Below are 12,477 nucleotides of genomic sequence, written 5' to 3' on the forward strand. Positions count from 1 at the left end.
GATATACCTAACCAGTGGTTAACCTCAGGAAAATGGGCTATCGGCTTTGAACTTTGGAACGAGTTTCCCGCAGCAGGAAGGCCGGAACATGGCTTGCATTACGGAAAATCGCATCATCTTTAGGTTGATTAGCGCGGCGACCGCCTCTTGGACGAGGTGGAGCAGCACGACGCTCAGCGTGCATTGGAACCAAAGGTTGCTCTTCAAGGCCAGCTGGTACAGATTCGGTTTCCTGAACTGCTGCTTCTTGAACTTCAGCCTTAGGCTTGCGTGAGCGGCTTTTTTCTTTTGGAGTGCGGGTAGAACGGCGGCGAGACTTTTTGTCATCGGCAGGCTTGGAGAAATCAACCGGCTCTCCGACCCACTCGAGCTCTTTACCAATCACGTCGTTAATCGCTTGCAATGCTTTCTGGTCCTTGCCCGTCACAATGGAAATCGCAGTGCCTTCACGGCCTGCACGCCCGGTACGTCCAATACGGTGGACGTAATCTTCTGCATGAATAGGAAGATCAAAGTTAAAGACGTGGCTCACGGTTGGAATGTCAAGACCACGTGCAGCAACATCACTGGCCACCAGAACCTTGATGTGACCCTTTTTAAAGTTGTCCAGCATGGTCATGCGAGAGCGCTGGTCCATGTCACCGTGAAGTGCACCAACAGAGAACTCATGACGCACAAGCGAACGGAAGAGGGTAGCTACATCGCGTTTGCGGTTACAGAACACGATCGCATTCTGCAGATCTTCAGCACCTTCGATCAGCTCACGCAATTTCGCGCGCTTCTCGTAGTCTTCCGCATCAGCCGCCGCAATGCGCTGCGTCACAGTATCCGCTGTTGTAGAAGCTTTTGCCACTTCCACCTTTGCAGGGTTCTGCAAGAACGTGTCAGTCAAACGCTGAATCTCAGTCGGCATAGTTGCTGAGAAGAACAGGGTCTGACGCGTGAACGGGATAAGTTTACAGATGCGCTCGATGTCTGGAATGAAGCCCATGTCTAGCATGCGGTCGGCTTCATCGATCACGAGGATATCAACGCCTTGCAACAGCAGCTTACCGCGCTCGAAATGATCAAGCAGGCGGCCAGGTGTTGCGATCAGAACATCAGCGCCACGCTCAAGCTTGCGGTCCTGCTCAGCAAAGGAAACACCGCCGATCAGCAGTGCGACGTTCAGCTTGTGATTGACGCCATATCGATTGAAGTTGTCTTCCACCTGCGCTGCAAGCTCACGGGTCGGCTCAAGAATAAGAGTTCTTGGCATCCGGGCGCGCGCACGGCCTTTTTCCAGAAGAGTAATCATCGGCAGCGTAAAGCTTGCCGTTTTCCCGGTTCCAGTTTGAGCAATCCCGAGGACATCTCTACGTTCGAGAACGTAAGGGATGGCGCCTGCCTGAATGGCAGTCGGTTCTGTATAGCCAGAGGCTTCTACAGCGGCGAGAACTTTCTCACTAAGTCCGAGAGTGGAAAACGACATATTTCATGTTCTTTACGATAATTGAGGAGAGAAGCTGGAAGCCGTATGAGTTACAGGTTTCTCCAACCAGTTTGGCGGAACACTACATTTCTAAGCAGCGTTGTCAATAAATTCTGCGGTATAACCGATATATTCCTTCAAGTTATGCCAAGGTTGCCGAGTTATAACCTACGCAAAACTCAGCAACTATTCAGAATTAAGTGTCTTTTAAATATCCAGATCAGTCGCGAACTCTGCTCGTTCCTGAATAAAGTTGAAGCGCGCCTCAGGTTTATTGCCCATCAGCTGCTCAACCGCATTGCGGGTTTCACTCACTTCATCCTCGCCAACAACCACTTTAAGCAGCGTCCGACGCTTCGGATCCATGGTGGTTTCCTTCAGCTGAGCAGGCAACATCTCACCAAGCCCCTTAAAGCGGCCAATTTCGATCTTGCCATTCTTCTTGAAGCTGGTTTTCAAAAGCTGCTCACGATGTTCGTCATCACGGGCATAAAGCGTCTTACCACCCTGACTGATCCGGTACAGCGGAGGAACAGCAAGGTAGAGGTGACCGTTATTGACCAAATCCGGCATCTCTTTATAAAAGAATGTGATGAGAAGGGCTGCGATATGCGCCCCATCAACGTCCGCATCAGTCATAATGACAATACGCTCATAGCGCAGATCTTTGTCATCGTAGTTGGATCGCGTCCCACACCCAAGGGCTTGAATGAGATCTGACAGCAATTGGTTTGCGACCAGCTTGTCCCGGCCAGCGTTCGCAACGTTCAGGATCTTACCACGCAATGGCAGAACAGCCTGTGTTGCACGATTACGAGCTTGTTTTGCTGAGCCACCCGCGGAATCACCCTCCACGATAAACAGCTCAGTGCCATCAGATTTGCTTGTAGAGCAATCTGCGAGCTTGCCCGGCAGACGAAGGCGACGAACTGCAGTTTTACGCGCGACGTCTTTCTCCTGGCGACGCTTCAAACGTTCTTCAGCACGATCAACGACCCACTCAAGCAGTTTGTTTGCCTGATTAGGAGAAGCGGTCAGCCAGTGGTCAAACGCATCGCGGACGGCGTTTTCAGCAATACGGGTTGCCTCATTCGTGGCCAGCTTGTCTTTTGTCTGACCAACAAACTCAGGCTCGCGCACGAACACGGAAAGCATACCAGCTGCTGACGTTAAAACGTCGTCACCCGTAATAATGGAAGCCTTCTTGTTGCCAATCAGCTCGCCATAGGCCTTCAGGCCGCGGAGCAGGGCATAGCGCAGGCCCGTTTCATGCGTGCCACCTTCAGGTGTCGGAACAGTGTTACAGTAAGAGTTGACAAACCCGTCGCCAGCAAACCAGGCAACAGCCCATTCAACTGAGCCATGCTTACCTGTCGCCTGTGTCCGGCCTGCAAAAACTTCGTCAGTAACACGGCGCTCTTTCCCAAGAGCCTCTTCCAGATAATCCTTCAGGCCGCCAGGGAAATGGAAAGTCGCAGTCTCAGGCACTCCATTGGCTTCATCGGCAAGAGTCTTGGCACAGCGCCAACGAATCTCCACACCGCCAAACAGGTAGGCCTTGGAACGCGCCATCTTCATCAAACGGGCGGGTTTGAACTTGAGTGTCTTGCCGAATATTTCCGCATCCGGCTTAAACCGCACCATGGTGCCACGGCGGTTGTGAACATCCCCAACCAGCTCAAGGCCGCCATCAGCAAGGCCACGACGGAACGTCTGGCGATACAGCTTGCGGTTACGCGCAACCTCAACGACCAATTCTTCGGAGAGCGCGTTTACAACGGAAATACCCACACCATGCAGACCACCAGAGGTCTCATAGACTTTGCTGTCAAACTTACCGCCGGCATGCAGGGTCGTCATGATGACTTCCAGCGCGGACTTGTCTTTATATTTAGGATGCGGATCAATCGGGATACCGCGGCCATTATCTGTAATGGTCAGATAGCCATCATCGCCCAGGGAGACATCAATCCAGCTGGCGTGGCCTGCAACGGCCTCATCCATGGAGTTGTCAATCACTTCAGCGAACAGGTGGTGCAGCGCTTTTTCATCCGTGCCGCCAATATACATCCCCGGACGGCGACGCACAGGCTCCAGGCCTTCAAGCACTTCAATGTCAGCTGCGGTGTAATCACCCTCAGCACCGACAGGAGCGGCCTTGCCTGCGGATGATGGCTTTGCAGGTGAGGTCGGTGCGCTTGCAGCTGGTGCTTGTTTCTTTTCAGTGCTGCCAGAAGAGGATGTCAGCTCATCCATGCTTTTGGTAACATCTGCAAACAGATCATCAGGCGTGCTCATCGTACCTCTTTGGTCTTGCGCTTAAATAGTCTCGAATCAAACGGCAGTCTTGCAGGACTGAGAGAAAAGGGCAAAGATCTGCCGGAGTTCTACTCTTGTTCCTTGTGGGTAAGCGCCAGACATACGCCTTTTCGCTTACCTGAATGTGCCGAACCCCACCAAAAGCGGGCATCTGATGCCATATGCGCCATTCGCGGCGAAAATACAAATAGCATTTGTGATTGCCCCAAGGCCTGTGATCAAAACTTTACACCGGACATGCACACGGCAGTTACGTCATCTGCTGCAGATTGTTGCGAGCATGCAACAGCATTTTGCGCTGACCCGAATGGTGGAAACTGACACTGGTTCATGAATGGCAAATTGGATAGTTTGCCTTGTCCATGTTTGAGAGATGGTCGAACTGTGTAGGATTTTTGTCAATCAGATAGAAAGCTAGGCATTTGTAAGATCATTTGTGACAATTTGAAGGTATGTCACCTTTGGAAACAAAATTGACATTTTTTCCTTTCATAGCCTGATCACACAACGACGGTATGAAAAGATAAGAAGTCAGAACCACTGACAAGTAGGCAGTGGTCAAGTGAGGCACTTTGATAAAAGCTCTGTTTAAAGATGAAATGGGAACGCACCACAATGCGTTGACGCGTCTTGTAACAAGCTTGAGCTGCGCCTCGGTTCTTACCCTTCTCGCACTCAACAGTGCACATGCTCTGGATACCAACAAAAGCGCAAGTGCAATGGCTGCCGTCAATCAGATGGCAAATGTCACACCTCAGCAAGCCTTAAGGGAAGGGGCCCGCGCTTACTACTCCGGTGAAAAAGACAAGGCACTCTCTCCACTTCGCTACGCTGCTGAAAACGGACAGGCTATGGCAGCCTGGAAGCTCGGCAGGATGTACGCGCAAGGAGACGGTGTGCCGGAAGATGATCTTCAGGCGTTTCAGTATTTTTCCCAGGTCGTGCGCGAATATTCCTCCGATGGCCCCAAAGCACGCTCAGCCCCATTTGTCGCAAGCGCTCTTGTTGAACTGGGCCGCTACTTCCTGACAGGTATTGGCGACAGCCCGGTTAAACAGAACACGCACAAAGCACGTGAGGTGTTCACTTATGCTGCCTCCTACTTTGGAGATGCGGATGCGCAGTACAATCTCGGCATCATGTATCTCAACGATAAGCTGCCAGATTATGATCGCCGTCTGGCTGCCCGCTGGTTGAAGCTTGCAGCCGTAAAAGGCCATGTCGGAGCGCAGGCCAAATTTGGTGAACTGCTGTACTTTACAGAAGAACTGACAACCGCACGCATGACAGGTCTCAAATGGATGACCCTGGCACGCCGGCAAGTGGTTGGCGGTGATAATGACGCCTGGATCGTCTCTCTCCACGAGAAGGCATTTTCTCTCGCCTCAGAAAAAGAGCGTCGCAATTCTGCTGAATGGGCAGATGCATGGCTGGTTAAGCGCGGCCACGTGATTGCTTCAAGCAACTAATCCACTCCCTTCTGGCTTTCTTTTGAAATATGACTTGACCACTCAGGTTATTTCTGCGATTTAAAACATGAGTTCAATATTCAAGTTTTGTTATTGACCTCTGTTTGGCGATTGTAGACCCCGATTGCGGGTCTCTGGAATGTACTTGGGGTGAGCCTTTTGCGCTCACCCTCTTTTTTTGTCTGCACGTCGCAGAAAAGCTAAAATTTTCACAGTCTTCACGTGCATTGTTTAAGCCTCTGAAATTTCAGTCTTTTCAACAGCAGGATGCAGTTTTTGAAATTTTCTCGCATGATTTGGGAAAAACTATAAAACACGCTTGCCAAGCTTTAAAACTCTGCCTATATACCTGCCTCAACAAGACGCCGCGGGGCGTCACGTTGATGAGATCGGAGCATAGCGCAGCCTGGTAGCGCATCTGGTTTGGGACCAGAGGGTCGCAGGTTCGAATCCTGCTGCTCCGACCATTCATCAACACGAAGATAGATCGGAGCATAGCGCAGCCTGGTAGCGCATCTGGTTTGGGACCAGAGGGTCGCAGGTTCGAATCCTGCTGCTCCGACCATCTATCGACCCGAAGATTAGTTCGGAGCATAGCGCAGCCTGGTAGCGCATCTGGTTTGGGACCAGAGGGTCGCAGGTTCGAATCCTGCTGCTCCGACCATCTTCCCTTCTTCTTCCCCTAAATTTCATAATTTAAATAGTCAGCATCGCTGCCTTTTATGCTTTTGTGCCCTCAAATCTGCACAAAGTAGCGCTCCATTTGCATCTACTGTCGCACGTCTCATTCAGCAGCACCGCTCTTTGATTAAAACGAGCAAGGAAGGTTGCTGACAGCGCTCCTCATTCAGTCTCGACATAGGGCCACCCTAAGTGCAAGCTAGCGCTCTACGACCCCTTTAAAATGCTCTACTGAGAAGCTGCAATCCTCACCATAAAACTACAGCCAATGCGCACATAGAAAAAGCCCGAAGGCGAGGGCCTCCGGGCTTCTTAAATCGTACAACTGTGAAACCTGCTTAGAACACGAAGAGATCCAGCACGTAGAACAGAGCGGCTGACAGGATTGCGGCCAACGGAACCGTAATCACCCAAGCCGCAATGATGGTCATGAAGTGCGAGCGACGCACCAGCATGCGGCGCTTTTCGTCTTCTTTCACAGTGTTTTGCTTATAGCTTTCCATGCCGGTGCTTTCTTTCACGAAAGCAATACGACGCTTGGACTTCATTGTGTACCACTCACGGAAGAAGCCAACGCCGAAGATTGCGCCAACGGCAATGTGAGTAGAGCTCACCGGTAGTCCCAGCCAGCTCGCGAAGATCACTGTGATCGCAGCAGAAAGGGAGACGCAGTAAGCGCGCATCGGGTTCAGCTTGGTAATCTTCTCGCCGACCATACGGATCAGCTTAGGACCAAACAGCATCAGACCGAAAGAAATACCAAACGCACCGATCAGCATAACCCAGAGAGGAATTGTCACAGCTTTCGCAATGCCACCTTCCTGAACGGTGTGCACGATCGCAGCAAGAGGACCAATCGCATTCGCAACATCGTTCGCACCGTGGGCGAAGGAAAGAAGCGCTGCGGAGAAAATCAAAGGCCAGCGGAACAGGATACGCAGGGACTGGTTCCGGTTTTCCATACCTTCAGACTGCTTGCGGATTAACGGACGACAAATAGCCAGTGCAGCAACAAAGGCAATTGCGCCAAGCAGCAGAGCGACCTCAATGTCGATCTTTACGATCTTCTTCAGGCCCTTCATTGCCAGATAAGTAGCAAACGCAGCGGCCATAATCGCGATCAACAGCGGCACCCAGCGACGGGCAGCAGCAATCTTGTCTTGTTGGTAGATAATAAAGGATTTGATGAAGGCCAGGAACAGGGCCGCAATAATACCACCCAGAACTGGAGAGATGACCCAGCTTGCAGCAATGCCGGACATGGTGCCCCAGCTGACAGAGCCAAAGCCAGCAGCAGCAATACCGCCGCCCATCACACCACCAACGATAGAGTGGGTGGTGGAGACGGGAGCACCGATCCATGTTGCAAGGTTCAGCCAGACAGCCGCAGAGATCAGCGCCGCGAGCATCAGCTTCACAAAGTCTGTGTAGTCTGTAATTTGCGTTGCGTCGATAATGCCCTTGGAGACCGTCTTCACGACGTCACCACCGGCAATCAAAGCGCCAGCACTCTCAAAAATGGCCGCAAGCAGCAGGGCGCCGCCAATAGTAAGAGCCTTTGAGCCGACGGATGGGCCCACATTGTTTGCTACATCATTTGCACCGATATTAATCGCCAGATAAGCACCAATACCAGCAGCAGCAACAATAATAATAGCGTTTGGATGGTCAGAGACATAAAAACCAGCCATCGCCATAGCGAACATTAGAAAAACAAATGCGACCGCAGGAGCAACCAATGGACGTGCCATTGCATTGCCGGCCAGCTCTAGCCTGGAAAACTTTTCTAAGTCTTTGTCTAGAGTAGGCTTTTTTCTAAGGTTAGACATGCTGTATACTTTTTTCGCCGCGTCTTCTTCGCGTAGTTTCTCATGCACCTGGTAGCAGGCATAACACCTGACTACAATTTTGCACCCTCCCTTCATCACAGGACAAAGGCAGGCGAGCGCACATCTTGAATGTGGCAGTGTTGCCCTCAAATGAGCGGGCACCAGAAAAACACTCGAGGAACTTTGTGTATTGAAGCTACCTTCAAGCGCTTTTATTTCCGGTGAACGCTCAGTTCGCGCGCAAACTAGTTTTGTCTCCGGTATATTTCAAGTTAAAATTACCTATAAACTTTGGAGAAGTAACTAGTCACAGAAATATCACGAAAGCTTCGCAATTTCTTAATTAAAATTCGCTCAACGTCAAGTCCGGTAATACTGGAAATAAAACCGCAATTATTGCATCGGTTAGCGCAATTATTGCACTTAAGGCCGCAATGAGTGCATCTATAGCTATTTACTAAGAGAAATCGGTATAGCTTGACCAAGTGCATTGACACCAATGGCATAATTGGAGAAGAAACAGGAAAACTGGTATATCGCGTTGGAGAGTGTGTTTCCGAATCCAATGCGAAAAAGAGAGGTTACATGGTAGCTCGCATTTACAATCCAGCCAAAACTGCAATGCAGTCCGGAACAGCCAAAACCAACAATTGGGTGCTGGAGTTCGATCCACAGTCCCCAAAATCCATTGATCCGCTGATGGGCTATACGTCATCAGGTGATATGAAGCAGCAGGTAAAGCTGAAGTTCCCGACCAAGGAAGAAGCGGTCGCCTACGCAACACGCAACAATGTTGCATACCGTGTTGACGAAGAGAGCAAACGCAAGCACCGCCGCGCATCCTATTCAGATAATTTCCGTTTTGACAGATTATCTCCGTGGACACATTAAGTTTCAGCATTGAGATTATTCTCTAACGGCCTTATGAAACATCCCACGCAACGAGCGATCCACTCGCCCTTGCAAAAGCGGTCCCTTAGCTCAGCTGGATAGAGCACCGGCCTTCTAAGCCGACGGTCGCAGGTTCGAATCCTGCAGGGATCGCCAATTATTTCAATGAGTTAGAGCCGTACTTTTGAAAACGGACCCGACTGTTTTACAGCGTGTTTTACAGTTCTGTTCACTTTCTGGCTCGATCCATTCCCAATATTACTTGATCGCCAAGCGTCTGAGTTTTGCTCAGATAGTGCTTTTCTAAGATGGTTTCCACATCTTTGAGGCTATGCCCGGATAGGGCAGCAATCTGCGGAACTGTTGCTCCTGCTTCAGCCCACCTTGTAACCGCAGTGCCGCGCAAATCATGGAAAGTTCTTCCCGACACTTCGGCTGCTTTCATAGCTTTCGACCATGAAGTCTTAAAGCCATCACTTGTCCAAGGTTTTCCGCGTGAGTTGGTCAGCACGAAAGTAGATAGTTGCTCGCTGCCTTTCTGTCTTCTCTTCAGCTCCTCGACAACGATCCGCAGTTCTTGTGAGATTCGGATACTCACTTCCTTTCCCGTTTTCGCCTGAGCTAGCTGGATGTGCTGATCTTTAACGTTTGACCACTGCAACGCGAGGATGTCTCCCTGACGTTGTCCGGTGTGTAAGGCGAGTGAAAGTGCTGCCCAGATCGAGTAGGGCGCTCTTGTGCGCATTAATTCCACCTCATCCTTGGTCCAGACAGAGGAAACACGAGTATTCTTGTAGAGGCGCCCTCCGCCCGCGCAGGGGTTTATATCGATGATCCCATTGTCTATGCTATGCGAGAAGATCCGCTTCAGAACAGACCACATGCGATCCGCCTTTCGAGGTGTCTGCGCATGCGCATCCCGCCACTTCTTGAAAACATGCCTTACACGCGAGTCCTTTAGCGCTGTAGTTGGCATATCTCCAAAGTCGTCTTCAATCATTTTAAAAACAGATGAGTAGTCCCGACGCGTTGTATCTGCAAGATTGAGATACTCAGCTGACGCTTTATAGGTTGCCACCAGTCCTTTGACCGTATCAAGGGAAACCTCTTTCCCTTTTTGGTGTACGGCGTTGTAGCTTACAACGAACTCAGGAGTGCCAGGTTCTCCCTGAAGTCTTGGGCCACCTCTCCATGCATAGTAGTAATACCGGCCACGGCTCTTAATCCGGTGTATGCCTTTCAACTTAACTCGCACGACGCGCCTCCAGCCAACTGTCAAGTGGGTTTTCGTTGTCTGCTTTTGGCTGCAACCCTGACATTCTATCGAAGTGCAGATCAATGGCCTTCTTGTCCCAGCGCTGGGTGCCGGGAAGAGGAGGGGGCGCAAGCCCCTTCTCAATCCAGTTATCAAAGCCACTTACAGAAAGGCCACAGTACTCAGCTGCCTGCTGCTTGCTTAGTAGTCTTTGCATCTACGCCCCCTAAGTTGAATAGCTTCAGGATTTGCCCTGTGTGATGGCGCTGGCAGGCTTCTTTGGCCTCTTCCTTACTTTTCACAGAGTTAAGTTTCTCATATGATGGATACGCTGAACTACGAGGACTCAATCGAAGTTGAATTCTCCAATCTTGATCTACGCGGTCTGGTGAGAATATTTGATATTCACCAGCGGGGACTTGCGCACCGATCAATATCCCTTCTTCCCACTCTAGCGGCTTCATACTCTGCTCTATGATTGAGCGCAGTGCTGAAGGATGGGACTTAAGGATTTGCATTACCTCGTCTGGGTGCTCAGGGGCCGCCTCTACCATGTCTACCCAATTCGAGTAGATATCTTCCCATTCACTATCATGGCTCGACTGGTAAAGACCTGCATTCATCATTGCTTGTGTTGGTATGCGAGGAACTAGCTTGAGCGCATCTTCATTTAGTTTGATCTGTTCCATTGGTTTACCCGCCTTCATGGGATTGCTCGATCAGACTATGAGTTGCCCCATAACCTCGACCATCGAGCATGAATAGAAAGTAGCGGCCACTTTGTCGCTCAACGGCAACAGCGTTATGTGGTCCAACGTTGAGCATTTTGACCGAACACCCACCCTCGCGACTAAACGTTTTTCCTTCGTCTTGCTGCGTCAGATACCTCTGCAACATGCGTCACCTCATGGGGTTGTTGGACTAATCGCGAAATGGGCCAGTGATGTTGAACGGGCCAAAGCGCACGACATAATCAGCACTCAGACTCCGATCGATGTGCGGCCAGTGCCAAATGAATGGCGTAATGATGATTGCTAAGTACTTCATTCTTCACCTACCGGACTTTGTTGGATTGCTCAGACAAAGTACTTAAAGCCTGAACACCCATCTTAATTTTACTTACTCGCGACATAACAATCCGCAGCGCTTCCCTCTTGGCCTCAGTAGCATCCAAGCGCGCAATAGGCCCAAGCAGGACCGCGTCTAATCCAACGCTACGACAACTCAATACCCACTCTCCTTGGTAGCGGATGTTTCTTTTTGTAATCGTGATTACAAGCGCACCAGATTTAAGCGACCAGCACGTTTGCACTCTGCGCTCATCGTACTTGTCGTAGCTCGTTGCATCTTCCCAATTTAAATTAGCCATTTCACTCACAGGCATTAGTTGGACTTAGTTTAAGTCGGGCTTGGGAGGGCTGAACTCAGACCACAAGACAGCGTTATTTCCATCTCCATAGCCTGCATCGTTGTCATCCCAGATTTCACCATCGATGTTGATATAGCCGTAGACAGGATACTGATCGTAACCAGTATCGACCCAGAACAAGGCCATGCCGCCGCTCTGGTATGTTTCCATTGACCGCCACTTAAGTATTGCCTCTGTAGTCATCACGCAGCCTCCTTCGAAAACTCATCAACGTTGCACTTGTGAACCTTGAACTCCGTTACTGTGGCCCATGGGTTTGCATCCCAGCCAAAGCCACGGTCTTTGTTGAGGGAGTCCCAGAGTCTTCGAAACTTATCCCGGAGAACTTCGTTCTCGCGTTCAACGCCGATATCATGCTCTGGATAGTTGCCGGTGATCCAGCGTTTTAGCTGCATGCCTTCAGATACAGCATCTGCGGCAGAGATTTTCTGAAGTAGCTCCACCCGCACGCCAGTAACCTCGAGAGTGATGCGTGAATGCTGGCGTGGCATGAATATTGAGGGTTTCCAGCGACGCTCGTCATCACCAACAGTTGCCCGATACCGAATTTCACCGACTTGCGGGCATCCGCATATCTCAGAGCAACCACATTCAACTTCTTCAATCCGCGCCCATGTTTCACGTACCCACAAAAGGTCGCCTATTGCATGCTGAAGCAGTCCATGTTTTGGGGCGTCAATAACATGGGTGATCACGCCCATTTTTGTTTTTGTTGGTTTCTTGATCTGCAGTGTATTGTCGTTGCGGACGCCTTTAACAATCCTTCGTGTTTGGGTCTTGTGCCCTTCCAAAAGAGCACGAACCATAGGGCCGGAGAATAGGATTGGTCTGATGGCCATTAGGATTTAGCCTCCCCATAGGACGTCAATAGCTTTCGGTCACCGTTCTCCTTCAGATCGCGTTCACATGCTTCGGCTTTGTGCTTGAACTCTTCAAGCGACGAACAGCCAAAGCTTTCATAGTCAGGATTTCTGAGCGAAAGAGCCTGCCGATAATCAGCGAGGATGCTGCTCAGGGTTGGCGCACACTCAGCGCATACGGTGACGTCATCTCCGTATGTGAAGTGGGGGGTGTCTTCAAAAATTGGAGTGTCGCATCCTTCACAACCTCCAATCGTGTCAGCCAACTCTTCC

General features: G+C 50.5%; 13 protein-coding genes and 4 tRNA genes. 6 read left to right on the forward strand and 11 right to left on the reverse strand.

Annotated features, from left to right (window positions below; genetic code table 11):
- Positions 1-37: 37 nt before the first annotated feature.
- Complete coding sequence (locus tag PsAD13_RS15490) at positions 38-1,471, reverse strand: DEAD/DEAH box helicase (protein WP_063318715.1); 1,434 nt, start codon at positions 1,469-1,471, stop codon at positions 38-40.
- A gap of 207 nt (positions 1,472-1,678) precedes the next feature.
- Positions 1,679-3,769: a DNA topoisomerase IV subunit B gene (gene parE, locus PsAD13_RS15495; RefSeq protein WP_063318716.1), complete on the reverse strand. Its 2,091-nt coding sequence runs from the start codon at positions 3,767-3,769 to the stop codon at positions 1,679-1,681.
- Positions 3,770-4,362: 593 nt separating this feature from the next.
- Here parE and PsAD13_RS15500 point away from each other — a divergent pair.
- From PsAD13_RS15500 to PsAD13_RS15515, 4 genes are all read left to right on the forward strand, one after another.
- On the forward strand, positions 4,363-5,259 hold the full coding sequence (locus PsAD13_RS15500; RefSeq protein ID WP_208986665.1) for a tetratricopeptide repeat protein: 897 nt from the start codon (positions 4,363-4,365) through the stop codon (positions 5,257-5,259).
- Between the two features lie 390 nt (positions 5,260-5,649).
- Positions 5,650-5,726: transfer RNA gene (locus tag PsAD13_RS15505), tRNA-Pro, on the forward strand.
- A gap of 21 nt (positions 5,727-5,747) precedes the next feature.
- Positions 5,748-5,824, forward strand: a tRNA-Pro gene (locus PsAD13_RS15510).
- A gap of 22 nt (positions 5,825-5,846) precedes the next feature.
- Positions 5,847-5,923, forward strand: a tRNA-Pro gene (locus PsAD13_RS15515).
- A 355-nt stretch (positions 5,924-6,278) separates the two neighbouring features.
- Here the strand turns inward: PsAD13_RS15515 and PsAD13_RS15520 are convergent.
- Positions 6,279-7,769 carry an inorganic phosphate transporter gene (locus PsAD13_RS15520; RefSeq protein WP_193777056.1) on the reverse strand — a complete coding sequence of 497 codons (1,491 nt, stop codon included), beginning with the start codon at positions 7,767-7,769 and terminating at the stop codon, positions 6,279-6,281.
- 585 nt (positions 7,770-8,354) lie between these two features.
- Here PsAD13_RS15520 and PsAD13_RS15525 point away from each other — a divergent pair.
- Entirely contained in the window at positions 8,355-8,660 is a 306-nt protein-coding gene (locus PsAD13_RS15525) for an ETC complex I subunit (protein ID WP_057465385.1), read from the forward strand.
- A 79-nt stretch (positions 8,661-8,739) separates the two neighbouring features.
- Positions 8,740-8,816: transfer RNA gene (locus PsAD13_RS15530), tRNA-Arg, on the forward strand.
- 73 nt (positions 8,817-8,889) lie between these two features.
- On the opposite strand, the gene PsAD13_RS15535 is transcribed toward PsAD13_RS15530, so the two are convergent.
- The 8 genes from PsAD13_RS15535 to PsAD13_RS15570 all read right to left on the reverse strand — a co-directional run bounded on the left by PsAD13_RS15535 (position 8,890) and on the right by PsAD13_RS15570 (position 12,470).
- The gene (locus PsAD13_RS15535; RefSeq protein ID WP_063318718.1) at positions 8,890-9,915 is read right to left on the reverse strand and encodes a tyrosine-type recombinase/integrase; all 1,026 of its coding nucleotides are present in this window, start codon (positions 9,913-9,915) and stop codon (positions 8,890-8,892) included.
- Positions 9,905-10,132, reverse strand: a complete 228-nt coding sequence (locus tag PsAD13_RS15540; protein WP_063318719.1) for a hypothetical protein — start codon at positions 10,130-10,132, stop codon at positions 9,905-9,907. Before PsAD13_RS15540 ends, PsAD13_RS15535 begins: the two co-directional genes overlap by 11 nt.
- Positions 10,098-10,604 carry a hypothetical protein gene (locus PsAD13_RS15545; RefSeq protein ID WP_063318720.1) on the reverse strand — a complete coding sequence of 169 codons (507 nt, stop codon included), beginning with the start codon at positions 10,602-10,604 and terminating at the stop codon, positions 10,098-10,100. Before PsAD13_RS15545 ends, PsAD13_RS15540 begins: the two co-directional genes overlap by 35 nt.
- Positions 10,605-10,608: 4 nt before the next feature.
- On the reverse strand, positions 10,609-10,812 hold the full coding sequence (locus PsAD13_RS15550) for a hypothetical protein (protein WP_063318721.1): 204 nt from the start codon (positions 10,810-10,812) through the stop codon (positions 10,609-10,611).
- Positions 10,813-10,836: 24 nt separating this feature from the next.
- A complete protein-coding gene (locus PsAD13_RS28515; protein ID WP_275496459.1) occupies positions 10,837-10,962 on the reverse strand; it encodes a hypothetical protein in 126 nt (41 codons plus the stop codon).
- Between the two features lie 346 nt (positions 10,963-11,308).
- Positions 11,309-11,527 carry a hypothetical protein gene (locus tag PsAD13_RS15560; protein WP_153040896.1) on the reverse strand — a complete coding sequence of 73 codons (219 nt, stop codon included), beginning with the start codon at positions 11,525-11,527 and terminating at the stop codon, positions 11,309-11,311.
- Positions 11,527-12,183: a hypothetical protein gene (locus PsAD13_RS15565; RefSeq protein ID WP_063318724.1), complete on the reverse strand. Its 657-nt coding sequence runs from the start codon at positions 12,181-12,183 to the stop codon at positions 11,527-11,529. The genes PsAD13_RS15560 and PsAD13_RS15565 overlap by 1 nt, the downstream gene beginning before the upstream one ends.
- Positions 12,183-12,470, reverse strand: coding sequence for a hypothetical protein (locus PsAD13_RS15570; protein ID WP_153040897.1), 288 nt, complete (start codon positions 12,468-12,470; stop codon positions 12,183-12,185). The genes PsAD13_RS15565 and PsAD13_RS15570 overlap by 1 nt, the downstream gene beginning before the upstream one ends.
- Positions 12,471-12,477: the final 7 nt, after the last annotated feature.

Origin of the sequence: Pseudovibrio sp. Ad13 (assembly GCF_001623225.1) — a bacterium.
GTDB lineage: Bacteria > Pseudomonadota > Alphaproteobacteria > Rhizobiales > Stappiaceae > Pseudovibrio.